Raw genomic sequence first — 24427 nt, 5'->3', positions numbered from 1 at the left:
AGAGGAACACCCGGGCATGCCCGGAGGTTCCGTTTTCGGTCATTTTGCGACTGTCGTGACGCTTCACCGTTCGGGATTGTCTGCATTCGCCATAGGGCTGGGGTGGCCATCCGGCTGGTCGCCGTCTTCGCGTGCGTCCCGGTCCTCAAGATCGCTCTCGACGAGATAGGCATCGCTGCCGCCGAGCCTTGCTGCTTCCTTCAGCGCTTCCGGATTGGTGGTGTTCAGCTGTTCGTCATCCAGTTGCTCCTGGAGCGCGTCATTGGTCTTGTTGCCGTTCGCTGGGTTCTTGCCGCTGTCGGCGGGCGGATGTTTGGTGTCCATGGCGATGGTTCCTTTCTGCAATGCCGAGCCATTCCGGACATTCATCCGGGCTCATCTCTCAACCGTTGGCACGGCCACAGGTTCCGCCGGTCGCCCAGCCGGGAACCAAAGCCGCGGCTGACTGTTGATTCAGTGTGCAAACTTCAGGAGGCAGACATGCCAGCGAAATCCAAAGCACAGCAGAAAGCAGCCGGCGCAGCGCTTGCGGCCAAACGCGGCGATATGAAGAAGAGCGAACTCAAGGGCGCTTCGAAGGACATGGAGAAATCCATGAGCGAAAAGCAGCTTGAAGATTTCGCCTCGACCAAGCGCAAGGGCAAGCCCGACCACGCCGCCCATCACTGACGAGATACCCAGATCGGGCTGCCGGTCCGAGACCGGAACTTCGCGGAAAGACGGACGTTCTTTGGGACGTTCGTCTTTCCGAGGAGGAGGAAAAGTCATGCAGCCTGAAACCATGCCGCCTGAAGAACTCGATACGACGCTGACCGCCCTGCCGCTGAGGATCGGCGTCTATATTCCGGACGACCTGATGGAAGACTGGTTTGCGCCCGGAACGGGCATGAACCCCGTGAGCGAGGCAGCCTTGAAGGCGGCAGAGGCATATGGCCGCCGCTTCGAATGCGAGTTCAAATACTATCCGGAGCGGATGGAAGGCGTTTTCTGGAAATGGGTGCCGGCTCTCTAGCGCGTCTTTCAAGCCTCCATGAGGCTGCAAAAGTTGATGAGGCGCGCCGCGCCGGTAAGGATCGCTCTCCTCTGCCTCATGGACAAGCGATCGGTCCGCCTATGGCGCGGCGGCGCCTCATTCAATGACAATCACCTCAAGGGGCGGTACGGGCTGAAACGATCGTAACGCAGCCACCAGCCTGCTTCGCAAGGCCTGCCATGACGCTGCAAATGCACGAGAAAAGGAAAGGTTCCGCTGAAAAGTGATTCGGACGGTTATTTTTCGTCCGAATCACCAAAACTCACGGTTCAGCCACTGCTCAGGCGTAGCTGTCGCGCAGTGCTTCGAACTTCTGAAGCTGCTCGGCGATCAGTTCGCGTGCGGCATCCCGCTTCACGAAGACCTTGAACATCGCCGAACCCTTGGCATTCATGAACCAGACCGAGCAGGAGCGACGGCCGTGGAAGGCACGATCGACGAAGGTCACGGCGGCGCAGTTATCCTTCTTGATGTGACCGCCGATCGGGCTGTCGCCGTGGATGTTGAACCATCCATGGCCTTCCGAACCCATCGGCAGGCTGCCTTCGGCCTCCAGCACGATGTCTTCGGTATGGACGATGAAAAGGACCTCCCCCCAGGTGCTCATCTCGGCCCAGATGTCCGCGAACCTCTCCTTGTCGGCGATGATCGCCGCGCCTTTCGGCAGGATTTCGAGGATCTCGGCGGGCGTCACGTCGGCATTGGCGGCGATCGCCTCGACGACGCCGTCGGACTTCTCCGCAAGAGCGGCGAGAGCCCGTTCGCGACGGTCCGGGCTGATTTCGGAAACGGCGTTCATCGGGACCTCAGGCGGCAGCGTCGGCGCGCACGCCGTTCTTGTCTTCGTGGATGATCACTTCGAAACCTTCGAAATGCGGACCCGAGAGATATTCCACCTTGCCGCGGTTGTTGCCGGCATTCGCGTGGGCGGCACGGAACTGTTCCGACTTCGTCCAAGCCTGGAAGTCCTCGAAGGTTTCCCACACGGTATGGGATGCGTAGAGGGTGTGATCCTCCGCCTTCGGGCCCTTGAGCATGTGGAACTCCAGATAACCGGGCAGCTCCGCGAGGCGGCCCTGGCGGCCGCGCCAGATGGCTTCGAACGCCTCTTCATAACCCGGCACGACGCGGAATCGGTTCATGGCGATGTACATGGATAGTCCCTCACTTAAAGTTTCACTTTCGGCTCAAGATATCTACGGCCGGTCCCCTTGAAAAGCCTAAAAAACTTGCGTAGTCAACTCAAGTTATCTCCGCCGGTCAGGCGGACCCGAGGCATATTGCGCCTCGATTTGGGCAGACAAGGAGCAGGGTATCATGGGGTCTTCCTTCACCTTGAGGGGGCTTTTCGCAGCCGTCCTCCTGGGCACCGGTCTCGTCGCGGGCGTTGCCGTTGCATCCGACAAGGGCAATCCGGAGGCCAAGCGGATCGTTTCCATCGGCGGCACGATCACAGAGATCCTTTATGCGCTTGGCGCTGAGGACCGGATCGTAGCACGGGACTCGACGAGCTTCTATCCGGATGCGGCCAACTCCAAGCCGGATGTCGGCTATATGCGCGCCTTGTCTGCGGAAGGCATTCTCGGCCAAAAGCCCGATCTGATCCTGATGGAGCAGGATTCCGGCCCGCCGCCGGTCATCGAAATCCTCAAAGCCAGCGAAGTGCCGATGGTGGTCATCCCGACGCCGCCCAAGGCGGATGCGATCGGCAGGAAGATCCGCGACGTGGGTGCGGCAGTCGGGCTTTCCGACAAGGCCGAGGCGCTTGCCGTGAAGACGGAAGAGGGGCTGAAGAAGCTCGCAGCCGACGTCGCCCAGATTCCCGGTCCGAAAAAGAAGGTCCTGTTCGTGCTGTCGCTCACCAATAACCGCGTCATGGCCGGCGGTGCCGATACCGAAGCGGGGGCGGTGATCGAAATGGCGGGCGGCATCAACGCCGCGCCGACGATCAACGGCTACAAGCCGCTCGCCGACGAAGCCGTCATCGCGGCCAAGCCGGATGTGGTGCTCGCCATGTCGCGCGGCGACCACGTCATGACGCCGGAACAGGTTTTTGCGATGCCGTCGATGCAGACGACTCCGGCTGCCGCCAACAAGGCACTGGTCACCATGGACGGCCTGCTGCTGCTCGGTTTCGGTCCGCGCACGCCGGAGGCGGCCCGCTCGCTCGCCGCCAGGATCTATCCCGGAGCGATCAACTGATGATGAAGGCGCTGGCGATGCCGTTCCGGCCGGCGGAGGATGGAGACCGGACCCGCCAGGGCGTCGTCATGCTTCTTCTCCTTACGGTGATGCTGTTTGCCGCGTGCCTGCTTTCGCTGGGCATCGGCCCGACGGGTGTCGGCCTGCGCGATCTCTGGACCTACGCGACCGGCAACAGCGCCAGCCTGTCCACCCAGGAAAGGGTGATCCTCGAAGCGGTCCGCTTGCCGCGCACCGCACTCGGCCTTCTGGTCGGCGCCGGGCTCGCTGTCTCGGGCGCGATGATGCAGGGCCTGTTCCGCAATCCGCTCGCCGATCCCGGCATTGTCGGCGTCACCTCCGGCGCCGGGCTTGCCGCGGTTGCGGCGATCGTACTGGGTAACGGCATTCTGGCCCCGGTTGCGCTGCTGCTCGGCAACCAGTTCCTGCCCCTGATGGCCTTCTTCGGCGGTCTCTTCAATACCTGGGCGCTCTATCTCATCGCCACCCGCGACGGGCGGACGTCGACGACGGCTCTGATCCTGTCTGGCATTGCGATCGGTGCGCTTTCGGCAGCGCTGATGGGCCTGATGATCGTCATGGCCGACGACCGGCAGCTGCGCGACATTACCTTCTGGAGCCTCGGCTCGCTCGGCGGCGCCACGTTCGGCCGGGTGTTGTCCATTTTGCCTTTCATCGGCGCGGTGATGCTCATCATGCCCTTCGTGGCGCGCGGGCTCGACGCACTGGTGCTCGGCGATGCTGCTGCCTTCCACATGGGAATACCGGTGCAGCGGCTGAAGAAGATCGTCATCGTCGCCGTCGCTGCCGCCTGCGGTTCGACCGTCGCGGTTGCCGGTTCGATCGGCTTCGTCGGCATTGTCGTGCCGCATCTGCTGCGCCTCGTCATGGGGCCGTCGCATCGCTTCCTGCTGCCTGGCTCGGCGCTCGGCGGAGGGGCACTGCTGCTTCTGGCCGACGCCGTTGCCCGCACTGTGGCCGCCCCGGCGGAACTGCCGATCGGCGTTATCACCGCATTGTTCGGCGCTCCGGTCTTCCTCTTCCTGCTGCTCGGCAAGAACGGCGTTAACATGAGGGATATGCCATGATTTCCGCCGACCACGTCACCGTCATCCGCTCGGGCCGCAAACTGCTCGACAATGTCGGCATCGATCTCGAACCCGGGCGATTCACCGTCGTCATCGGCCCGAACGGCGCCGGCAAATCGACACTGATGAAAGTGATCTCCGGGGAGATGAAACCGGATGTCGGTTTCGTCAGCTATCATGGCACCAGCGTCGACCTCTGCCAGCCGGTCGAACTCGCCAAACGCCGGGCAGTGCTGCCGCAGGCGACGCAGCTTGCCTTTCCGTTCACGGCGCTTGAAATCGTCCGCATGGGCGCAGTGGCGCAAGGGGCGTTCAATCCGACCGAGCAGGCGCGGCAGGCCTTGTCTCGCGTGGGCCTGCGCGGTTTCGAAAGCCGACCCTATCCGTCACTGTCGGGCGGCGAGCAGCAGCGGGTGCAGTTCGCGCGCGCACTTGCGCAGGTGCCGCAGCCGGTCACTGAGGGCGTGCCGCGGGCGCTGTTCCTCGACGAGCCGACCGCCAGCCTCGACCTTGGCCACCAGATCTCGGTGCTGGAAATCGCCCGCGATTTCGCGAATGCCGGCGGCATCGTGCTCGCCATCCTGCACGACCTCAACCTGGCTGCTGAATTCGCAGACCACCTCGTGGTGCTCAACCACGGCCGGGTGGTCGCGGAGGGCGCTTGCCTCGAAACGGTCAATGACGAGATCATTGCCAGCGTCTATGGAATCGCCGGCGCCGTCGGTCGCCTTCCGGCAACTCACATCCCTTATGTCCTGCCACAATCGCGGCATCGCTGAGCCGTCTGGATCTAGGCGTCGGGGCGGGTGACGATGAAGGTCGCCGAGCCAAGCATGACCGCGGCCACCAGTGCCGCCCGCCACAACGGCGGCGAGGTGCCGAACCAGAAGACCGCGTAGCTCACTGCCATCAGCGAGATCGCTGCGACCTTTGCCTTCCGCGCGATCGCACCCTTTTCCCGCCAGTTCCTGAGCGACGGTCCGAATTTCGGGTGGTCGAGCAACCATGCCTCCAGCCGCGGCGAAGACCGGGCGAAACAGGCAACTGCCAGCAGCAAAAACGGAGTGGTGGGCAGGACAGGCAGGAAAGCCCCGACAATGCCGATTGCGACGAACAGCCATCCGAGGGCGAGAAAAAGGAGACGCATGAAAACTCTTAAATGAAAACTTCAGGCCAACATCTGAAGACCATGTTTGCGCACGATGTCCAGAAGTTTCAGCGCGGGTCCACTGGGGCGTTTGGCGCCGGTCTCCCACTTCTGCACTGTCGATTCGCTGGTGTTGAGGTATCGGGCAAAGACCGGCTGGCTGACGTGATTGCCCTCCCGCAAGGCCTTGATGTCGTCAGGTCCAAGTTCCACCGGAACCGAAAGGCAGGTCTGGTCAAAGGTCCGCATCGTTTCCTTGTCGATCGTGCCGGCTTCGTACATGCCTTCCACAGCGCTTTGGATCGCCTCGAAGGCAGCGCTCTTGAATTTCCGCTTAGTCGCCATTGCAAATCTCCACCAGTGCGCCGCTCTTCAGTTCCGCATCGAAAGCACCGGGCGTCTTCTTTCGGTAAAGTTCGGCCAGTTTGCGGAACGCCGCCAGTTCGTCATCGTCGATATTGGCCTGATCCTGTTTGGCGAATAGATAGGTATAGACCCAGAACTCACCCACTTTAGCCAGAATGATCGACCGATGCCGGTTGTCGTTGAGGCGCTTCTTGAAACGCCGCCGCCGAGGTCATCCGCCTGACCCAAGGCAGCCTGAGCAATGGCCTTGCAAAGCTCGCGGTCCGATATCCGGGCTTTCTTTGCCGCCTTGGCAAACCATGCCGTTTTGAATGCCCGACCAGTCATAGCTGAATATAGCACCAGGTGCTATATTTTTCAATGTGGCTTGTTGTGGTCAAGTGCTGGCTTTTCGATCGCCGCCGGTTATAGTGCCGCCGGCTTCAATAACCGCAGGGGAAATGATGTCAGGGAAGAAAGTACTCGTGGTCGGCGGGGCCGGCTATATCGGCTCCCATACGTGTCTGGTGCTCGCCGAGCGAGGTTATCAGCCGATCGTCTTCGACAATCTCTCCAACGGGCATGCGGAATTCGTGCGCTGGGGTGAGCTGGAACAGGGCGATATCCGTGACCGCGCCCGGCTCGACGAAGTGTTTGCCAAGCACAAGCCGGATGCCGTGCTGCATTTCGCGGCGCTGATCGAGGTGGGGGAATCGGTCAAGAACCCGGTTGCCTTCTACGACAACAACGTGGTCGGGGCGCTGACGCTGCTGTCGGCGGCGATCGATGCCGGCATCAAGGCCTTCGTGTTTTCCTCAACCTGCGCCACCTACGGCCTGCCGGATCGCGTGCCGATGGACGAGACCCACAAACAGGCGCCGATCAACCCGTACGGCCGCACCAAATTCATCGTCGAGCAGGCGCTGAAGGATTACGGCACCTACAAGGATCTGAAGTCGGTCATGCTGCGCTATTTCAATGCGGCCGGCGCCGATTTCGAGGGCCGGGTCGGCGAGTGGCACACGCCGGAGACCCACGCCATTCCGCTCGCGATCGAGGCGGCGCTCGGCCGTCGCCAGGGTTTCAAGGTGTTTGGCGACGATTACGACACCCGCGACGGCACCTGCGTGCGCGACTATATCCACGTGCTCGATCTGGCCGACGCGCATGTGCGGGCGGTCGATTACCTTCTCGCAGGCGGTGAGACGGTAGAGCTCAATCTCGGCACCGGCACCGGCACGACGGTGAAGGAACTGCTGGCGGCGATTTCGGCGGTTTCCGGAAAACCTTTCCCGGTGGAATATACCGGCCGGCGCGAAGGTGATTCCACCTCGCTGGTCGCCAATAACGACAAGGCGAGGGCGGTGCTCGGCTGGGAGCCAAAATACAGCCTGAACGATATCATCCGTTCGGCCTGGGACTGGCATTCCCGCTCCAACCATCATGTGATTTGAAGGACCACGGCATGGCGGAAGGCGAGGTCAAGCTCGAGGAAAGCTGGAAACACGCGCTCGGGCCTGAGTTTTCCAATCCCTATATGAGCGAATTGCGCCGCTTCCTCGTCGCCGAAAAGGAAGCGGGCAAACGCATCTTCCCGAAAGGCTCGGAATATTTCCGGGCTCTCGATCTGACCCCGCTCGACGAGGTGAAGGTCGTCATCCTCGGCCAGGATCCCTATCACGGCTTCGGCCAGGCGCATGGGCTTTGCTTTAGCGTTCGTCCGGGCGTGCGCGCCCCGCCGTCGCTCGTCAACATCTACAAGGAGATGGAGACGGATCTCGGCATTCCGCCGGCGAGGCACGGATGCCTCGAACATTGGGCGGAGCAGGGTGTCCTGCTTCTGAACAGCGTGCTGACGGTCGAGGAGGCGAGGGCGGCCTCGCATCAGGGCAAGGGCTGGGAACGGTTCACCGATGCGGTGATCCGGGCGGTCAACGACGAGTGCGATGGCGTCGTCTTTATCCTGTGGGGCTCCTATGCCCAGAAGAAGGCGGCTTTCGTCGATCAGCAGCGCCATCTGGTGATCAAGTCGGCCCATCCGTCGCCGCTTTCTGCGCATAACGGCTTTCTGGGCTCGCGGCCGTTTTCCAAGGCGAATGCCTATCTGCAGTCGATCGGCAAGGATCCGGTCGACTGGCGCCTGCCGGAACAAGTCTAATTCTGTGAACGATTGACCGATGGTCGTCTACACAGAGTGAACAATGCGTTCGGATCGTCGCGTCTATCCAATTCCCGGTCCTTCCACCATCTTTACCCCAGAACAGCAGGCCGCACAGGCGGTCCGCAGAAAAGGGGTTTAAAATGCTCGACCAGATCAAAGGCCTCCACCACGTCACGTCGATGGCTGCCAGCGCCAGCACCAACAACAAGTTCTTCACCGACACGCTCGGCCTTCGCCGGGTCAAGAAGACCGTCAACTTTGACGCTCCGGACGTTTACCATCTCTATTACGGCGATGAAGTTGGTTCTCCCGGCTCGGTGATGACCTATTTCCCATTCCCGCATATCGCCCGCGGCCGTCAGGGCACCGGCGAAGTCGGAACGACACTCTTCTCGATTCCTGAAGGTTCGTTCGGTTTCTGGACCGACCGCCTGACGAAAGCCGGCGCGGAAGGCATCAAGGCCGATAGCGCCTTCGGTGAAAACCGCCTGCATTTCGCCGGCCCTGACGGCGACGGGTTCGCGCTCGTTGAAGTCAAGGACGATGCCCGCAAGCAGTTCGTCGGCAACGGCATTACCGAAGATCACGCGATCCGCGGCTTCCATTCCGCTTCGCTTCGTCTTCGCGATGAGGGTGCCACGGCTGAACTCCTGAAATTCATGGGCTACCAACAGGCCGACGCACAGGATGGCGTGACCCGTCTGATCATGCCGGGCGGCAACGGCGCCGATGTCATCGACATCGAAACCATGCCGAACATTGCCCGCGCCAATCTCGGTGCCGGCTCGGTCCATCACATCGCCTTTGCGGTCGAGAACCGCGCAAAGCAGCTCGAAGTCCGCAAGGCGCTGATGGATACCGGTTACCAGGTCACTCCGGTCATCGACCGCGATTACTTCTGGGCGATCTATTTCCGCACGCCGGGCGGCGTACTGTTCGAAATCGCCACCAACGAACCCGGTTTCGATCGCGACGAGGATACCGCTCATCTCGGTGAAGCCCTGAAGCTGCCCGCACAGCATGCACATCTGCGGTCAACGCTCGAACAACATCTCGAACCGCTGGACGCCTAACCAAGCGACGCGTCCAAGGAGACCATCATGAGTTACGACAGTTATGTGCACCGGGCGCGCCCCGGTGCTCCCGGAGCGCCGATCCTGTTCGTCTTCCACGGCACCGGCGGCGATGAAAACCAGTTTTTCGATTTCGGCGGCCGGCTGTTGCCGGGCGCCACGGTTATCTCGCCGCGCGGCGACATTTCCGAACACGGCGCGGCGCGTTTCTTCCGGCGCAAGGCAGAAGGCGTCTACGATTGCGAGGATCTGGCCCGGGCGACCGAGCGGATGAGCGAATTCGTCGCCGCCAACCGCGAACGTTACGGTTCCTCGACCGTGCTCGGCCTCGGTTTTTCGAACGGCGCGAACATTCTCGCCAATATCATGATCGAGAAGCCTGGCCTGTTCGGCGCGGGCGTGCTGATGCATTCGCTGATCCCGTTCGCGCCAAAGGACCGCAAGGACAAGCTTCAGAGCCGTGTGCTGATCACCGCCGGCCAGCATGATCCGATCGCCTCCGTGGCCCAGACCACCGACCTTGCGGAATACTTCAAGAAGCAGGGCGACGCAGTGACTTTGGAATGGCATGGAGGCGGACATGAGATCCGTCCCAACGAGATCGAGGCCGCCAAAAAGTTCTTCGCGCCCTACGGCGCTTGATGTCAAAATGAAAATGCCCGGCTCCTCGATCGAGAGCCGGGCATTTCGATCTCAAGTTTTGCCGGCTTTCCTATTTGCGGGCGGTCGCCGTGCCGAACACCTTTGTCGATGCCGGCTTTGCCTCGGAGGTCTTCTCCTCCGCTTCGTCGTCGCCGTTGTTGTCCTCGCCGTTGCGGAAATAGTTGGCGACCGTTTGCGTGTGCAATTGCGTCAACTCGTAGCAGTAGGTCACTTCGCGTTCGTTCGGCGACCAGTAAGCATTCGACTCGCCGCATTCCGCGGCGGTCAGCTTGATGCCGTCGTCGAGCTTGTAGAGCCCGGAAAGAAGCTCGGCCAGGATATCCAGAACCTTCGCCGTCTTCGTCAGGTCCGCATAATCCCGGAGTTCCTTGTTGTTCGGCTTCTTATAGGTGATCGTGAACTTGTTGTTCTGTCCGTCGGTCCTCTGATGCGGCTTCAGGACACCGAACCAGCTGTCACGCGCTTTCTGATATTCGCCGACGCACTGCTTGCGGCGCTCCTCCGGAAATTCCAGGTTGTCGGCCGATTCCTTGAACTTCTCCGCATCCTTGCCAACCATCATGCAGACCATGCTGAAGGCGCGCTGGCGGTCGAGCGCGTGGACATCCCACAGGGCCTGCTCCTCTTCAGCCGCCTCGCTTGCCTCGGCGGAAAACGTCCAGCCGTCGACGGAGTCGGTCAGCGCCGTATCGAAAACCTCGCCATCCGCTTCCAGCAGGAGCAGCGTGGAGAGGGTATCCACGGCATCTTCTTCGCGGCCAAGAACCGGCAGGTTGAATTCCGAAACCAGCATATGTCCGGCTTCATGGAACAGGAAAAACAGCGCATTGCCGAATGCGAACTCGACACTGTCCTCGACCTGCTGCTTGGAAAGCCCTTGAAGGTCGTCGGTGAGGGCTGCCGCCTGGGCGCCGGGCATCGGCAGCGCAAGTAGCCCGATAAGGGCGAGAGGGAGAAGGCTGCGTCGCATCGGGCCTGTCTGCTTTCTGAAATCGATGTTGATCTGTCGCGTCCGCGATCCGAGCGATGCGGGGATTTGTCGGTCGTCGCGAGGCTGATTTATTCTATAACGCCGAGCTTTTAAGGTTGGATGAAGCAGTATTGTTGCCGATGTATTTCGACAGCCTTCGCGAACATTTAAGGTTTGTTAGAATTTCCTCACTTTCATTGGTGAGCGAACTCCCAATGTAGCATCGGGATCGTCCCGCAATTGATTTGCCGGCCAATAGCCAGATCGCCGAAAGCTTCCACATGTCCGGAAAATCAAGTTTGCCGCACCGCAGGTAGCGAGGCGATCCACGCACGAAACTGTGATGCCGATGGCGACAGAACGTCGCGGGGTTCTTGGTTGTCAATCGATCCAAAGACATATACATGCTTACCATCAGCGCACTAGTATTTGCCATGCCAAACAACAACCCGACTCTCGGCTTCCTTTTTAATGACGTCGCACGCCTGTTTCGAAAGCGCTTCGAGCAGCGCGCGAAGCATATCGGCCTGACGCGTGCCCAGTGGCAGACGATTGTCTATCTCTCCCGCTGCGAAGGCATTCACCAGAAGGCGCTTGCCGAGCTTCTGGAAATCTCGCCGATTTCGGTGATGCGGGTGCTCGACAATCTTGCGGAACGCGGCCTCATTGAGCGCCGCCCGCATGAGACCGACCGGCGGATCACGTTGCTCTACACGACCGAGAAATCGAGGGCTCTGCTCGACGAAGGCCGCGAGCTCGGGGATGCGACGCGCCAGGATGCGCTCGAAAACATTTCGGACGCCGACCGCGCCCGTCTCTTTGAAATACTCGAACACATGAAATCCAACCTCGTTACGGCCTGCCGCGCGCCGGCCGACAAAGCTCAAAAGAAGTCCTCCCATGACTGAGACCACCGCCCGTTCGTCCGAAGACAGCAACGTCACCGTTCTCGAAACACCCGCTCCGGCAGCGGCCGAACATAGCAAGGCGCGGAAGCGACGGAACCTCAAGCGCCCGGTGCTCTTCGCGCTCCTGCCGATCGCGCTGGTCATCGGCGGTTATTATTACGTCGAAGGCGGCCAGATCCTGTCGACCGACAACGCCTATCTCCAGGCGGACATGATCGGCGTAACGACCGATGTCGCCGGCACCGTGGCGTCCGTCGACGTGCATGAGAACCAGGAGGTCCGCCAGGGCCAGGTTCTCTTCTCGCTGAAGCCAGACAGTTTCCGCATTGCGCTCGACGGCACCAAGGCAAAGCTCGGGGCCGCACGCAACCAGCTCCTCAACCTGCAAGCCTCCTATCGGGAATCGCTCGCACAGATCGCCCAGGCGGAAGCCGACATTCCTTATTTCCAGACTGTTGTCGAACGCCAGGAACGGCTGATCTCCGGTTCGGCCGCCTCGCAGACGGCATTGGATGACGCCAAGCACAATCTCGATGCTGCCCACCAGAAGGTGGCGGTCGCCAAGGCGCAGGCCGATGCGACGCTTGCCCAGCTCGGCGGCAATGCCGACCAGCCGATCGAACAGAACCCGCTCTATCTCGAAGCCCAGGCGGCGGTCGACGATGCGCAACGCCAGTTGAACAACACGGTCGTGCGGGCGCCGTTCGACGGCATCGTCACCAATGTCAGTGCGCTGCAGGTCGGCAGCTATCTCGAAGCCGCCCAGCAGGGCTTCTCGCTGGTTTCGACCAGGAACATGTGGATCGCCGCCAATCCGAAGGAAACCGAGCTGACCTATATCAAGCCCGGCCAGCCGGTGACGATCAGCGTCGATACCTATCCGGGCGTCCAGTGGACGGGCAAGGTCGCGAGCGTCAGCCCGGCTTCCGGCTCCAGTTTCGCGCTGCTGCCGGCCCAGAACACGTCCGGCAACTGGGTCAAGGTCGTGCAGCGCATTCCGATGCGTGTGACGATTGACGACACGGCCGGCAAGCCGCCGCTTCGCGCCGGCATGAGTACGGTGGTCGATGTCGATACCGGCCACAAGCGCGGCCTGCCGGAATTCGCCCAGAAGCTCCTCAACCTGTCGACCGCCTACGCGCACGAGTAACGACCATGAGCAACGTCGTTTCATCGGCAGCGTCTGTGGTCGCCAATCGTGGTGCGATTACAGCCTGTGTCATTCTGGCCGTCATCATGCAGGCGCTTGATACGACGATCGCCAACGTCGCGCTGCCCTATATCCAGGGCAGCGTTTCGGCTTCCGCCGACCAGATCAACTGGGTGCTGACCTCCTATATCGTCGCTGCGGCGATCATGACGCCGCCGTCCGGCTTCCTGGCCGCCAAGTTCGGCCGCAAGCGGGTGCTGCTCGTCGCCATCTTCGGCTTCGTCGCCGCCTCGGTCCTCTGCGGGCTCGCCCAGTCGCTGCCGCAGATCGTCGGTTTCCGCCTGCTGCAGGGCTTTTTCGGCGCGGCCCTCGTGCCACTGTCGCAGGGCATCCTGCTCGATATCTATTCCGTCGAGGAGCGCGGATCGGCGATGGCGCTGTTCGGCGTTTCGGTCATGGTAGGCCCCGTGCTCGGCCCGGTCATCGGCGGCTGGCTGACCGACAATATCAGCTGGCGCTGGGTCTTCTATATCAACGTGCCGATCGGCATCCTGGCCTTCATGGGCATCAGCGTCTTCGTCAAGGAGACCAAGATCGACGCGCAGGCGAAGCTCGACTGGTTCGGCTTCGGCATGCTCAGTCTCGCTATCGCGTCGCTGCAGCTCTTCCTCGACCGCGGCCAGCAGCTCGACTGGTTCTCCTCGAGCGAGATCGTCGTCGAAGCCATGGTTTGCGCGGCAGCCTTCTACCTGCTGCTCGTCCACACGTTCACGGCAGAAAAGTCGTTCATCAATCCGCGCCTTTTCCTCGACCAGAATTTTACCGTCAGCATGATCTTCATCTTCGTGATCGGGGTGACCTATCTCGCTTCGCTCGCCCTGATGACGCCGTACCTGCAATCGCTGATGGGGTATCCGGTGATCACCGCCGGCATCGTCATGGGGCCGCGCGGTCTCGGCACGATGGTGTGCATGTTCTTAGTCGGGCGGCTGATCGGCAAGGTGGATACGCGCATCCTGATCTTCCTTGGCCTCGCGATCACCGCCTGGGCGATGTATGCGATGACCGGCTGGACGCCTGACGTCTCGCAGTGGACGATCGTCTATGTCGGCTTCATCCAGGGTGCGGGCCTCGGCTTCCTGTTCGTGCCGCTGACGACGATCGCGTTCGCGACGCTGCCGGCGCATATGCGCGGCGACGGGACCGGTCTCTACAATCTGTCGCGCAATATCGGTTCCAGCGTCGGCATCGCCGTCGTCTCGGCGCTGCTGGTGGAAAATGTCCAGCGCAATCATGCGGACATCGTCAGCTATGTGACGCCGTTCAACCACGCCTTCCAGGCAAAGGCTGCGGCGGGCCTGGACCCGACGACGGTTGCCGGCGCCAGTGCGCTCGACAGCATCATCACGCTGCAGTCGACGATCATCGCCTATGTGGACGATTTCAAGCTGCTGATGATCATGTCGCTTGCGGTGATGCCGCTGCTGTTCGTGTTGCGCAAGCCGGCCAAGGCACCGGCTGTGGATCACAGCGTGGCGATGGAATAGATCGCCGCACTTCGTCCTTGCGACGCCTTGTGCGGGCTTGCGAGGGAGACGGTGATCGCCGATAGTGGCTCACCATTCCCTCGACCGCGCGGAGGTTCCCCATGAGCAACCACCTGAAATTCTTCATTGACGGTGTCTGGGTCGAGCCGGCCATTCCGGTCGCTCTGGATGTCATCGACCCGTCCACCGAAGAAGCCTATACGCGGATCGCACTCGGCTCCAAGGCGGATGTGGACAAGGCCGTCGCAGCGGCCAAGGCTGCTTTCCCGGCCTTCTCGCAATGGTCGAAGGAGGAGCGGCTGGTGTTGCTCCGCCGGATCCTTGTCGAATACGAAAAGCGTTACGAGGATATCGCCCAAGCCGTTTCCCAGGAAATGGGGGCGCCGATCGGCTTTGCCCGGGACGCGCAGGCCGCGGCCGGGCAGGGGCATCTCAAGGCGACGATCGAGGCGTTCGAAGCCTACGAATTCACCGAGACGCGCGGCACGACGACCATCGTGAAAGAGCCGATCGGCGTTTGCGCTCTCATCACGCCGTGGAACTGGCCGCTCAACCAGATCGCCTGCAAGGTGGCGCCGGCGATCGCCGCCGGCTGCACCATGGTGCTCAAACCCTCCGAGATCGCGCCGATCAGCGGCATCATCTTTGCGGAAGTGATGGAGGCAGCGGGCACGCCGAAAGGCGTCTTCAACCTCGTCAACGGCACCGGACCGGACGTGGGCCAAGTGATGGCCGGCCATCCGGATGTCGACATGGTCTCCTTCACCGGCTCCACCCGCGCCGGTGTGATCGTCGCCAAGACCGCCGCCGATACGGTGAAGCGGGTGGCGCAGGAGCTCGGCGGCAAGTCCCCCAATATCATCCTGGCCGATGCGGAATTCGAAAAGGTGGTGGCGGACGGCGTGACCACCTGCTTTGGAAATTCCGGCCAATCCTGCGATGCGCCGACCCGCATGCTGGTGCCGGCCAAACGCCATGGCGAGGCGCTTCAAATTGCCAAGGCTGCGGCCGAAAAACTCAAGACCGGCGATCCGCGCACGGATGGCATCGATCTCGGCCCGGTGGTCAGCCAGACCCAGTTCGACAAGATCCAGCGGTTGATCGAGGCCGGTATCACCGAAGGAGCGACTCTGGTTACCGGCGGTCCCGGCCGGCCGGAAAACCTCAATCGCGGCTATTATATCCGCCCGACCGTGTTCGGAGACGTCACCAACGACATGACCATCGCCCGCGAGGAGATCTTCGGGCCGGTGCTGTCGATCCTCCCTTACGAGACGGAGGAGCAGGCGATCGAGATCGCCAACGACACGCCCTATGGATTGGCGGCCTATGTCCAGTCCGGCGATCTCGGCCATGCCCGCAAGGTGGCGGCGCGGCTTCGCGCCGGCTCGGTCTTCATCAATTATCCCGAATGGGATCTCTTCGCGCCCTTCGGCGGCTTCAAGCAATCCGGCAACGGCCGCGAATATGCCGATTGGGCCATTCACGACTTCCTCGAAATCAAGGGTATCGTTGGTTATGGCGTTTAAGACCTTCAATCCGCCCTCCGTCCGCAAGCCGTTCGGCGGCTACAATCACGGCCTGCTGGTACCGCCCGGCGCAAGCCTGCTGGTCACCTCCGGCCAGCTCGGCATTTCGCCGGAAGACAGGATCCCACCGGATGTGGTAGGCCAAGCCGAACTTTGCTTCAAGGCGATCGGCGCGATCCTCGAAGAGGCGGGCATGACCTATGCGGACGTCATCCGCATTTCCGGCTTCGTCACCAGCCGGGAAGATTTCCCGGCCTATATGGCGGTGCGCGACCGCTATACGCTTGATCCGAAACCAGTCTCGACGCTGATCGTCGTCGGCGGCTTTACCCGGGCCGAATTCCTGGTGGAAGTGGAAGTGACGGCGGCGAAGGTGTTTTGACGTCGCCTTCAAATAAATAAAGGCTTTATATCTTTCATGCCGAGCACGGCCGGATGAGACAGATTTATTTTTTATTGATCACGTGATTGTTTCTATTGTGAAGCCAAGTGCTGGATTTTTTCATTTGCAGAAAAATCGCGGCCACTCTTTAAATATTCCTTGAGCTGATTGGGCTATCAGTGAGCCGTGGGGTTCTGATCAAGGTTATTCGGGGGTTTTTCCATGCGTCCTGTTGTAATGGGTGCCTTAGCACTTCTGTCTGCGCAATTTCTCGCGCCCGCTGCCTTTTCCGCAGGTCTGATTGCCAGCGTCAGCCTGTCGTCGCAGACTATGACCGTCGAGCGTGACGGTGTCGTGGTTTACGAATGGAAGGTTTCGACCGCTCGGCCAGGCTATTCGACACCGACAGGAAACTGGGGCGCCAAGTCGCTGTCCAGGAACCATCGTTCGCGCAAATACGACAACGCGCCGATGCCGTTTGCGGTGTTCTACAATGGCGGTTATGCCGTGCACGCCACCTTCGAGACAAGGCGGCTCGGCCGTCCGGCCTCGCATGGCTGCATCCGCCTGCATCCAGAAAACGCCGCGACATTCTTCACGCTCACCAGCCAATACGGCCTGTCGAACACGCGCATCGTCGTCAGCCGCTGAGTTCCGCCGCTGAGTTATGGCTCAGTAGCCGCAGCTCCTCAGCTGGGCTTCGTATTTGGCGGCCATGCCGGCGGATTTCTGGGCGGTCTGCTTGACCCCGTTGCCGAATTCGCCGCGCGCATATCCTGCCTGGCCCGTGTAGTAGGCGAGGTAGAGATTGTAGCTGTCGGTTAGCGGAATGCCGTTCTTGAGATGGCTCCGGTTGTGATACCAGCCGACGAAATGGACAGCATCGCCGAAATCGGTGCGGCTGGCGCTCCAGCGGCCGGTATCCTGCTTGTAGGTCAGCCAGGTGCCGTCGAGCGCCTGGGCGTAACCATAGGCCGTCGAGGCGCGCGTCCACGGGATGAAGCCTAGCAGTTTGGTGCGCGGCGGCCGGGCATAGGGCTGGAAGCCCGATTCCACATAGATCGTCGCCATCAGGATCGGTACAGGCACGCCGAATTCTCGCTCGGCCTTCTTGGCGTCTCGCGCCCAGTTGTTGAACAGCCCGTCGCGCTGCTCGAAGATCGCGCAGGCATTGGTGACCCTGCTCGGCGCAGATGCGCAGGCAGACAGTGACACGGTCAGGAGGGCGATGAAAAACGCAATACGCATCGCTTAATCTCTCGGTTTCCAGAGATTAATAACCGGTAAAATTTAAGGAAAAGTTTAATGGCCGGGATGAGATGTCGGTGACGCTAAATAGGCGCGTCCGGCAAACAGGTTTCGTACGATGACGCCGAGTGCAGTCGTGGCCGCAATGCCTTCGAGCCCAAGCCCGATTGCCGGCGCAAGCAGCGTCAGGACGGCAAACACGGCGAGCGTAAAGCGAGCCGGGCCGATGCAGACATACCGGTCGCGCACGAACCACAGGCTCGCCAGATAGATCGCGACCGGGATCGCCACCGCATAATCGCCGACGAGGATGGAGACTTCGGAATGGTGGGTGATGATGTCGACGAGCGCTGCAAAACCGGCGCCGACCGCCGCGCCTGAGGTGAAGATGAAGAAATGGCCGTAACCCCAGAGAAGCGAGCGCCTCAAGTGATGGCTGCCCAGTTGTTCCTCGCGGGCGAAATAGACCCACCAGAGCGAAAAGACGATGACCAGCGCCGAAAGCGCCGTATGTACCAGCATGATGTTGACCTCGCCGGCGAACTGGCGAAGTGCGGTCGAACCGGCAAGCAGCGTCTCGCCGAGCACAATGATGTTGAGCAGGCCGTATCGTTCGACGATGTGGTGGCGATGCCAAGGCGTGTTGGCGGTCAGCCGTTCGGCGACGGCGGGCACTGCCAGTTCAAGAACCACGGCAAGCGCCCAGAGGATATAGGATACGCCGAAGGTGAGGGGCTGCAGGAAGAGGAAGCTCAGCCAGAGAAGCTGGACGAGGAAGATCCCGATCGCATAACCGAGCGCGGTGGGCCGGCAGCCCGGGTCGTGATAGGCCGCTCGCAGCCATAGGATGATCATGGCGATGCGCATGACGGCGTACCCATAGATCACCAGCGTGAAATCCGGTGCCTCGGTAAATAGCGCCGGAATGCCGGCGGCAATCGTCAGCGAGCCGCCCATCAGCACCATGGTCAGCAACCGATAGACGACGTCGTCATTATCATAGGCAGACGAGAACCAGGTGAAGTTCATCCAAGCCCACCAGATGGCGAAAAAGGCCATGATGAAGGTCATCACTCCCTGTGCCGCATGATTTTCGGCAATCGCATGATGCAGGCCGGCCGCGGCCGATGCGATCGCGATCACTGACACGAGGTCGAACAGCAGTTCGAGCGGGGTTGCGACCCGGTGATGCTCGTTAGGATCGCGAGGATGCAAGGGACGCAGGATAGTGGCGAGTGGTGAAGCCTTAGTCATTGTCTGCCAGTCCCTCAGCTTGAAGATTCGCGATCGAGGAAAATAGCGCAAAAAAGCGTGTTCAAGTAAAGAGTGGCGAGCGATATCGCGATGATCGAGGACTTGGGATGCGTGACGTTCTTGAGACGGAAAGGCTGATATTACGGGAAATCACGAAAGCCGACCTGCCGATCTTGTTTCGCATCTTCGGCGATGCCGAGAGCATGCGCTTCTATCCGCGCGCCAAGAGCTTCCAAGAGACCGAAGTATGGTTCGAAAAGCTTGCCTTCCGGAGTTACGAGGCACACGGTTTCGGTCTCTGGGGTATCGTCGAGAAGGCAACCGGCGAGCTGATCGGTGATTGCGGCGTTACCCTTCAGCCGACGCCCCAGGGCTTGGAGCCGGAGATCGGCTATCATCTCCGGCGCGAATGGCTCGGCCGCGGTTATGCCTTCGAGGCGGCCGCTGCCTGCCGTGATTTTGGTCTCGGCGGCCTCGGTTTCGAGCGGATCGTCTCGATCGTCAGCCCGGAAAATATACCGTCGCTCCGCGTTGCGGCGAGGGTCCATCAACGATGGGAAACCTGCCGGACGGTAACGGCGGCTGGGGCGGAGGTGGATCGGTTCCTGTTCATCTCCGAGCGGGATGCATCGGACACTGACGGCCCGGACGCCGCCACGCGGGTGGCGATGGTGGAGGCGGCGGCTCTTCTGGTGATGCGCCGCCGCGAAACGGAGGGCTAAAACCGCTCCATCTCCCGCTTCACCTTGTCCAGAAACGCTGCACGTGTCTCCGGCGTGCAGTTGTTCATGTCGTAGTGGGCCAGAAACGTTACCGGCCGGGCCGGGTTGGTCTGCACCCGCAGCACGCGTTTCGACAGCTTTCGCGGCGGGTCGCCGGCGAGGAAGGCGCGCCAGCGGGTGGCGCCGTAAGTGGTCACCACCGCCACCTTGTCGATATGCAGTTTTCGCGTCAGCTTGCCGTCCTTCAGCTCGAAGGTGATGCCCGGCAGCCAGACGCGATCGAAATACCCCTTCAGCATGGCCGGCCAGCCGAAATTCCAGACCGGCGTGACGATCACCAGCCCTTCCGCCGCCTGCAGACGGTCGACGTAGGGTTTCACCAGCGACAGATTGTTCGGGTAATCGTGGTAGGTCATCCGGTCATGGCGTGACATGACCGGATCGAAACCTTCGGCATAGAGGTTGCAGTCATCCACCTCGTGCCCGGCCTTGGTCAGGCTTTCGCGGGCTTGCCTGTGCAGCGCTGCGCCATAACTTTCTTCGACCGGATGCGAATGGACGAGCAGGACCCGCATCAGCCACCTGCTGCGGCAAGGCCCGGGAAGAGGTAGTTCTTGCCGGCGGAAAAATCGAAATCGGGATTGTCCCAGGCGATCATCTTGCCGGGGTTGAGGAGGCCCTTCGGATCGGTCTCCTTCTTGAAGGCGAGCTGGACGGTGTCCGTCTGCTTCATGCCGCCTTCTTCCAGCGTATAGCGGTGCGGGTTGAAGATCGGGCAGCCGTTGTCGCGGTGGATCTGCATGATCTCCTCCAGCCGCTCCCTGGTCGTGTAACGGACGAGAGGCAAGCCGGAGCACTGCATGCGGCCGTCGAACTTGATGAATTCCAGATGGCCCGGCACTTCGTCGCCGAACAGTTTCGTCATCTTCTCGACCTTGGCGACATGGTCCGGCCCCGGATACTGGACCTGCAGATAGGTAAAGCCGGGATCGACCTTCAGGGCGCGCAGCGTCGTGTGGTTCCAGGCGAGTTCATAGGCATGCGGGATGCCTTTCATGCTTTCTACCTTGTCGGAGCGGAACAGGATTTCGCCCTTCTGGCGCTCGGCAAAGGCGGTGAAGGCATCCATCGAATGCGGCGCGATCATCAGCACGACGATCGACTGGTTGCGGTCGCGCAGGAACGGCTTGTGGCGGGGGAAATAGTCGTAGGGGATCGGGGCTGCGATCGGGGCGATCTCCTTCACCAGCAAGCCGTTCTTGTGGGCCAACGCATCGCCGAAGCGCACCGCATCCATGAAGTCGTCGTAACCGACCAGCACGTCCACCCAGTCATAGGCGGGTGCGAGCGGCATCTCGACCTCGACGATGATGCCGTTGGTGCCGTAGGCGTGGGTGACCTTCTGCAGGTCCCAGGCGGTCAGGTCGAGTACGCGCGGCTCGGCCTCCATGGTGACGACGCGCAGGCGCAGGATGTTGCCGAGGTCGCGCAGTCCGCCCCAGTGGATCGAGCCGACGCCGCCGGAACCGCCGGCAACGAAGCCGCCGATGGTCGCCGTCTGGGCGGTCGAGGGATGGAAGCGCAGTTCCTGGCCGGAATGGGCCTTGGTCTGTCGGTCGAGTTCGGCAATCACGATGCCGGGCTCGGCGATGACGCGGCCCGGATGGATTTCCTTGACCTTGTTCATGTTGATGAGGTTCAGCACGATGCCGCCGGAGAGCGGCATGGCCTGGCCGTAATTGCCGGTGCCGGCGCCGCGCGGGGTCACCGGCACGCCATGCGCATAGGCCACCTTCAGTACCCGGATCACCTCCTCCTCGCTCTTCGGCGAGACGACGAGATCGGCGGTGACGCTCTCGAGTTCCTCCTTGAGGATCGGCGAATACCAGTAGAAATCGCGGCTCTTCTGACGCACCAGCGCCGGATTGTCCTCGACCGCGAGGCCTTCGAGTTCTTTCTTGATCTGTGCGTAATCCGGCATGTTCACTTGTCCAAAATCGGGTCCAGGTCACGGTAATCCGGCAGGCGACGGTCGATGCCCATGCCATTCCGCATCACGATGCGGTCGGCCTGCGGACGGGAAAGGAATTCGCTCCAGCGCCTTGCGCTGAACAGCACGAGATCGGCGGGGCCGTCTTCGGCAATCACGCCGATATCCGGACGGCCGAGGATTTCGGCAGGCGTCGAGGTGACGACGCGGGCAGAGGTGTCGAGCGGATGGTCGAGATGCAGGATGCGGACTGCCTCGCGAAACACTTCGACCGGGTCCATGTCGCCATAGGCGTAGAACGGATCGCGGGTGTTGTCGGAGGAGACGGCGGTCTTGACGCCGGCAACCGCCAGTTCGTGGAACAGCGTGACGCCGCGCCAGCGCGGCGTGCGACCTGCGTGGCGGTCCTGCAGGTACATGTTGCACATCGGTAGCGAGACGACCGAGATGTCGGCTTTGGCGACTTTGTCGATGACCCGCTTTGCGGTCTCGTCGTCCTGCCGTGCCAGCGAGCAGCAATGGCCGACGGTCACCGAACCCTCGAAACGGTTGCGGAGTTTCGCCTCTGCGATCTGTTCCAAAGTCAGGACCTGCTTGTCTTCCGTCTCGTCGACATGCAGGTCGATATCGAGGCCATTGTCGGCGGCCGCCTTGAAGAGCGTGTCGAGGATCTGTTCGAAATCCGGCAGGATGCGGGTGGCACCGCCGAGCAATCCGCCATAACGCTTCGCCGTCGCGACGATGCCGCCGAAGACGTTTTCGTCGAGCACGCTTTCCAGCGGCAGCAGGGCGACTGCCTGCAGCGCGATCCGATCTTTCCATTCGGCGCGAAGCTCGTCGAACAGCGGGAAGGAGATATCCGGCTGCGGCGGGATGCTATCGAGATGGGTGCGGATGAGCTTGGTGCCGTGGGCATAGGCACTTTTCAACGAGAATTCGAAGCGGGAGCGAATGTCTTCGGCCGTCCAGTTGGCGATCCGGTCCTCGCGCACATTCATTAATGCGCCTTCGAACGTGCCGTCCGGGTTGGGGCGGCGGTCCCAGAAATGTCCCTTGTCGAGATGGGTATGCATGTCGACGAAACAGGGCCAGACCATGCCGCCGCGCATATCGGCGGAGACCAGATCGGCGGGTGCCGAGCCCTTTGGCAGGATCGCTTCGATCTTCCCGTCAGCGATGACGAGATCGGCCTCTACGAGCCCATCCTTTGCGATAGCCGGCAAGCCTTTGACGAGAACCGCCGGCAGCGTCGCATCGGTGAGTGCGAAACGGCGGGCGTCGGGAAGCGTCATGAAGGCAGTCATCAGTTTTCTCTTTTCAGGCTGCTTTCATGCCAGCGATGCAGGAAAAACCAGGAGATGAAGGAGGTAATCGCAAAAATCACCACGCCGAGCAGCGACAACAGAATCAATGCTGCGAACAGGCGCGGAATGTTGAGGCGATACTGGGATTCGAGCAGCCGGAAGGCAAGGCCCGAACCGGCGCCTGCCGAGCCCGCCGCGAACTCCGCAACGACCGCCGCGATCAGTGCCAGGCCGCCGCCGATCCTCAATCCCGTCATAAAATAAGGCAGCGAGGAGGGGAGTTTCAGGTAGAGCAGCGTCTGCCAGCGCGAGGCGCCGTAGAGATCGAAGAGGTTGAGCAGGTTGTGATCGACGCTCTTTAGGCCCTGGACCATGTTCGACAGGATCGGGAAGAAGGCGACGAGGAAGGCGCAAATCAAAAGCGCCACCTGAGTCGTCGGGGCATAGATCAGGATCAGCGGGGCGATCGCCACGATCGGAGTTACCTGCAGGATGACGGTGATCGGGTAGAAGGCCGTCTCGATCCATTTTGACTGGATGAGAAAGACGGCGATGCCGACGCCGCCGATCAATGCCAGCGCCAGCGCCTGCATGGTGATCTGCGTCGTCACCCAGAGCGCTGGGGAGAGCGTGCCCCAGTCGTTGTAGAGCGAGTTCGCGACCGCCAACGGCCCCGGCAGGATGTATTGCGGGATGCTGTTGACGGTGATGATGAACTGCCAGAGGAGGACGAGGCAGACCACCACGCAGATCGGGATCAGGGTGCGCAGCAGCGTATCGCGATTGCGATCGAAGAAGCCGGGCTTTGGCGGCATCAGGGCGGTATCGGTGTCGGCCATCAATGTTCCTCCCCGCCGATTGCTTCGATGAGCATGGTCGAGACCTTTTCGCAGGCCTGACGGTACTCTTCCGAGGTGCGGTAACGTGCATCGCGCTCGAGGCTCGTGACCAGCGGAAAATCCGCATGCACCCGGCCGGGTCGCGCCTTCATCACCACGATGCGGTTGGACAGATAGGCGGATTCGAACACGGAATGGGTGACGAAGATCACCGTGATACCCGTCTCGCGCCACAGCCGCAGCACGTCGTCGTTGAGCTTCTGGCGGGTGATTTCGTCGAGCGCCGCGAAGGGCTCGTCCATCAAGAGCAGCTTCGGTTTGGTGACCAGCGCACGGGCGATCGAGACGCGCATCTTCATGCCGCCCGATAGTTCGCGCGGATAGGCGTCGGCGAAATCCTGGAGGCCGACGGTCGCCAGCGTCTTCATGATTTCGTCACGAGCGGCGGATTTGGAGAGGCCGCGCAGTTTCAGCGGCAGGTAGACGTTTCCGAACACCGTTTGCCAGGGCATCAGCGTCGGCTCCTGGAAGACGAAGGAAATGTCGCCTTCCGGCAGACCTTTGGAATTGATGCGGGAACTTGGCCAGTCGATCGTGCCGGTCGAGACGTCGCCGAGGCCGGCAATGATGCGCAGTGCTGTCGACTTGCCGCAGCCGGAGGGACCGAGCAGACTGACGAACTCGCCGCCCTCGACCGTCAGCGACATGTCGGAGAGCGCCAGCGTGCCGCTGGAGAACATTTTCGAGACGGAGCGCATGACGACCAGCGGGCGTCTGCGTGTCTCCCCGGGCGCGGGTATCAGCGGGGCTTGGGACATGCTCATTGTGGGCCTTGAACTTAGTCGGGACAGGGCGGCAATTCCCTCTTTCCC

At 61.4% G+C, this 24427-nt stretch carries 29 protein-coding genes and 1 pseudogene; 16 read left to right on the top strand and 14 right to left on the bottom strand.

Going from position 1 to position 24427, the window contains the following annotated elements; genetic code table 11:
- Positions 1-63: 63 nt before the first annotated feature.
- Entirely contained in the window at positions 64-324 is a 261-nt protein-coding gene (locus RG540_RS14230; RefSeq protein ID WP_155414727.1) for a hypothetical protein, read from the bottom strand.
- 156 nt (positions 325-480) lie between these two features.
- Between RG540_RS14230 and RG540_RS14225 the strand changes: the two genes are divergently transcribed.
- Positions 481-669: a DUF3008 family protein gene (locus RG540_RS14225; RefSeq protein WP_038589075.1), complete on the top strand. Its 189-nt coding sequence runs from the start codon at positions 481-483 to the stop codon at positions 667-669.
- A 112-nt stretch (positions 670-781) separates the two neighbouring features.
- Positions 782-1012: a hypothetical protein gene (locus RG540_RS14220; RefSeq protein ID WP_038593825.1), complete on the top strand. Its 231-nt coding sequence runs from the start codon at positions 782-784 to the stop codon at positions 1010-1012.
- A 301-nt stretch (positions 1013-1313) separates the two neighbouring features.
- Here the strand turns inward: RG540_RS14220 and hutX are convergent, their stop codons facing one another.
- Positions 1314-1832, bottom strand: a complete 519-nt coding sequence (hutX, locus tag RG540_RS14215; protein ID WP_038589072.1) for a heme utilization cystosolic carrier protein HutX — start codon at positions 1830-1832, stop codon at positions 1314-1316.
- 7 nt (positions 1833-1839) lie between these two features.
- Entirely contained in the window at positions 1840-2187 is a 348-nt protein-coding gene (locus RG540_RS14210) for an antibiotic biosynthesis monooxygenase family protein (protein WP_038589070.1), read from the bottom strand.
- 163 nt (positions 2188-2350) lie between these two features.
- Here RG540_RS14210 and RG540_RS14205 point away from each other — a divergent pair, with 163 nt between their 5' ends.
- From RG540_RS14205 to RG540_RS14195, 3 genes are read left to right on the top strand one after another with little or no spacing between them, the layout of a single operon-like run.
- Positions 2351-3235: a heme/hemin ABC transporter substrate-binding protein gene (locus RG540_RS14205; RefSeq protein ID WP_038589068.1), complete on the top strand. Its 885-nt coding sequence runs from the start codon at positions 2351-2353 to the stop codon at positions 3233-3235.
- Entirely contained in the window at positions 3235-4323 is a 1089-nt protein-coding gene (locus tag RG540_RS14200; RefSeq protein WP_051909424.1) for a FecCD family ABC transporter permease, read from the top strand. Before RG540_RS14205 ends, RG540_RS14200 begins: the two co-directional genes overlap by 1 nt.
- Entirely contained in the window at positions 4320-5102 is a 783-nt protein-coding gene (locus RG540_RS14195; protein ID WP_038589065.1) for a heme ABC transporter ATP-binding protein, read from the top strand. Before RG540_RS14200 ends, RG540_RS14195 begins: the two co-directional genes overlap by 4 nt.
- A gap of 11 nt (positions 5103-5113) precedes the next feature.
- On the opposite strand, the gene RG540_RS14190 is transcribed toward RG540_RS14195, so the two are convergent.
- The 3 genes and pseudogenes from RG540_RS14190 to RG540_RS14180 form a co-directional block, all read right to left on the bottom strand.
- Complete coding sequence (locus RG540_RS14190) at positions 5114-5470, bottom strand: YbaN family protein (RefSeq protein WP_038589061.1); 357 nt, start codon at positions 5468-5470, stop codon at positions 5114-5116.
- 21 nt (positions 5471-5491) lie between these two features.
- Positions 5492-5815: a helix-turn-helix domain-containing protein gene (locus RG540_RS14185; RefSeq protein ID WP_038589059.1), complete on the bottom strand. Its 324-nt coding sequence runs from the start codon at positions 5813-5815 to the stop codon at positions 5492-5494.
- Positions 5805-6163, bottom strand: a pseudogene (locus RG540_RS14180) (type II toxin-antitoxin system RelE/ParE family toxin). The gene RG540_RS14185 and the pseudogene RG540_RS14180 overlap by 11 nt, the downstream one beginning before the upstream one ends.
- Before the next feature lie 116 nt (positions 6164-6279).
- On the opposite strand from RG540_RS14180, the gene galE reads away from it, so the two are divergent.
- The 4 genes from galE (at position 6280) to RG540_RS14160 (ending at position 9691) form a co-directional block, all read left to right on the top strand.
- A complete protein-coding gene (galE, locus tag RG540_RS14175; protein ID WP_038589057.1) occupies positions 6280-7269 on the top strand; it encodes a UDP-glucose 4-epimerase GalE in 990 nt (329 codons plus the stop codon).
- Between the two features lie 11 nt (positions 7270-7280).
- Complete coding sequence (ung, locus tag RG540_RS14170; protein WP_038589055.1) at positions 7281-7973, top strand: uracil-DNA glycosylase; 693 nt, start codon at positions 7281-7283, stop codon at positions 7971-7973.
- Positions 7974-8116: 143 nt separating this feature from the next.
- Positions 8117-9049, top strand: coding sequence for a VOC family protein (locus RG540_RS14165; protein ID WP_038589052.1), 933 nt, complete (start codon positions 8117-8119; stop codon positions 9047-9049).
- Between the two features lie 27 nt (positions 9050-9076).
- Positions 9077-9691 carry an alpha/beta hydrolase gene (locus RG540_RS14160; protein ID WP_038589049.1) on the top strand — a complete coding sequence of 205 codons (615 nt, stop codon included), beginning with the start codon at positions 9077-9079 and terminating at the stop codon, positions 9689-9691.
- A 70-nt stretch (positions 9692-9761) separates the two neighbouring features.
- Here RG540_RS14160 and RG540_RS14155 read toward each other — a convergent pair whose 3' ends face one another.
- Positions 9762-10682, bottom strand: coding sequence for a DUF4344 domain-containing metallopeptidase (locus RG540_RS14155; RefSeq protein ID WP_051909422.1), 921 nt, complete (start codon positions 10680-10682; stop codon positions 9762-9764).
- Positions 10683-11086: 404 nt separating this feature from the next.
- On the opposite strand from RG540_RS14155, the gene RG540_RS14150 reads away from it, so the two are divergent.
- The 6 genes from RG540_RS14150 to RG540_RS14125 all read left to right on the top strand — a co-directional run bounded on the left by RG540_RS14150 (position 11087) and on the right by RG540_RS14125 (position 16849).
- Complete coding sequence (locus RG540_RS14150) at positions 11087-11590, top strand: MarR family winged helix-turn-helix transcriptional regulator (RefSeq protein ID WP_244446565.1); 504 nt, start codon at positions 11087-11089, stop codon at positions 11588-11590.
- The gene (locus RG540_RS14145) at positions 11583-12740 is read left to right on the top strand and encodes an HlyD family secretion protein (RefSeq protein WP_038589046.1); all 1158 of its coding nucleotides are present in this window, start codon (positions 11583-11585) and stop codon (positions 12738-12740) included. Before RG540_RS14150 ends, RG540_RS14145 begins: the two co-directional genes overlap by 8 nt.
- 5 nt (positions 12741-12745) lie before the next feature.
- Positions 12746-14287 carry a DHA2 family efflux MFS transporter permease subunit gene (locus tag RG540_RS14140; RefSeq protein WP_038589043.1) on the top strand — a complete coding sequence of 514 codons (1542 nt, stop codon included), beginning with the start codon at positions 12746-12748 and terminating at the stop codon, positions 14285-14287.
- 101 nt (positions 14288-14388) lie between these two features.
- Positions 14389-15816 carry an aldehyde dehydrogenase family protein gene (locus RG540_RS14135; RefSeq protein WP_038589040.1) on the top strand — a complete coding sequence of 476 codons (1428 nt, stop codon included), beginning with the start codon at positions 14389-14391 and terminating at the stop codon, positions 15814-15816.
- Entirely contained in the window at positions 15806-16198 is a 393-nt protein-coding gene (locus RG540_RS14130; protein ID WP_038589037.1) for a RidA family protein, read from the top strand. Before RG540_RS14135 ends, RG540_RS14130 begins: the two co-directional genes overlap by 11 nt.
- A 222-nt stretch (positions 16199-16420) precedes the next feature.
- Positions 16421-16849 carry a L,D-transpeptidase gene (locus RG540_RS14125; RefSeq protein WP_038589034.1) on the top strand — a complete coding sequence of 143 codons (429 nt, stop codon included), beginning with the start codon at positions 16421-16423 and terminating at the stop codon, positions 16847-16849.
- A gap of 21 nt (positions 16850-16870) precedes the next feature.
- On the opposite strand, the gene RG540_RS14120 is transcribed toward RG540_RS14125, so the two are convergent.
- Both RG540_RS14120 and RG540_RS14115 read right to left on the bottom strand, forming a co-directional pair.
- Positions 16871-17446 (bottom strand): transglycosylase SLT domain-containing protein, encoded by a 576-nt coding sequence (locus RG540_RS14120; RefSeq protein ID WP_038544669.1) that lies wholly within the window; start codon positions 17444-17446, stop codon positions 16871-16873.
- 54 nt (positions 17447-17500) lie between these two features.
- A complete protein-coding gene (locus tag RG540_RS14115) occupies positions 17501-18700 on the bottom strand; it encodes a low temperature requirement protein A (protein ID WP_038589031.1) in 1200 nt (399 codons plus the stop codon).
- 107 nt (positions 18701-18807) lie between these two features.
- Between RG540_RS14115 and RG540_RS14110 the strand changes: the two genes are divergently transcribed.
- Complete coding sequence (locus RG540_RS14110) at positions 18808-19422, top strand: GNAT family N-acetyltransferase (protein WP_065814421.1); 615 nt, start codon at positions 18808-18810, stop codon at positions 19420-19422.
- Here RG540_RS14110 and RG540_RS14105 read toward each other — a convergent pair.
- From RG540_RS14105 to RG540_RS14085, 5 genes are read right to left on the bottom strand one after another with little or no spacing between them, the layout of a single operon-like run.
- Positions 19419-19997 (bottom strand): NAD(P)H-dependent oxidoreductase, encoded by a 579-nt coding sequence (locus RG540_RS14105; RefSeq protein WP_038589028.1) that lies wholly within the window; start codon positions 19995-19997, stop codon positions 19419-19421. The genes RG540_RS14110 and RG540_RS14105 overlap by 4 nt on opposite strands.
- Positions 19997-21403 (bottom strand): FAD-binding oxidoreductase, encoded by a 1407-nt coding sequence (locus RG540_RS14100; RefSeq protein ID WP_038589025.1) that lies wholly within the window; start codon positions 21401-21403, stop codon positions 19997-19999. Before RG540_RS14100 ends, RG540_RS14105 begins: the two co-directional genes overlap by 1 nt.
- A 2-nt stretch (positions 21404-21405) precedes the next feature.
- The gene (locus RG540_RS14095) at positions 21406-22716 is read right to left on the bottom strand and encodes a cytosine deaminase (protein WP_038589024.1); all 1311 of its coding nucleotides are present in this window, start codon (positions 22714-22716) and stop codon (positions 21406-21408) included.
- Positions 22716-23555, bottom strand: coding sequence for an ABC transporter permease (locus tag RG540_RS14090; RefSeq protein WP_038589021.1), 840 nt, complete (start codon positions 23553-23555; stop codon positions 22716-22718). Before RG540_RS14090 ends, RG540_RS14095 begins: the two co-directional genes overlap by 1 nt.
- The gene (locus tag RG540_RS14085; protein WP_038589019.1) at positions 23555-24379 is read right to left on the bottom strand and encodes an ABC transporter ATP-binding protein; all 825 of its coding nucleotides are present in this window, start codon (positions 24377-24379) and stop codon (positions 23555-23557) included. The genes RG540_RS14090 and RG540_RS14085 overlap by 1 nt, the downstream gene beginning before the upstream one ends.
- Positions 24380-24427 lie beyond the last annotated feature (48 nt).

It is taken from the genome of Neorhizobium galegae bv. orientalis str. HAMBI 540, assembly GCF_000731315.1.
Classification (GTDB): domain Bacteria; phylum Pseudomonadota; class Alphaproteobacteria; order Rhizobiales; family Rhizobiaceae; genus Neorhizobium; species Neorhizobium galegae.
The sequence above is the reverse complement of the archived record's forward strand: the minus strand, read 5'-3'. Positions and strand labels throughout refer to the sequence as shown.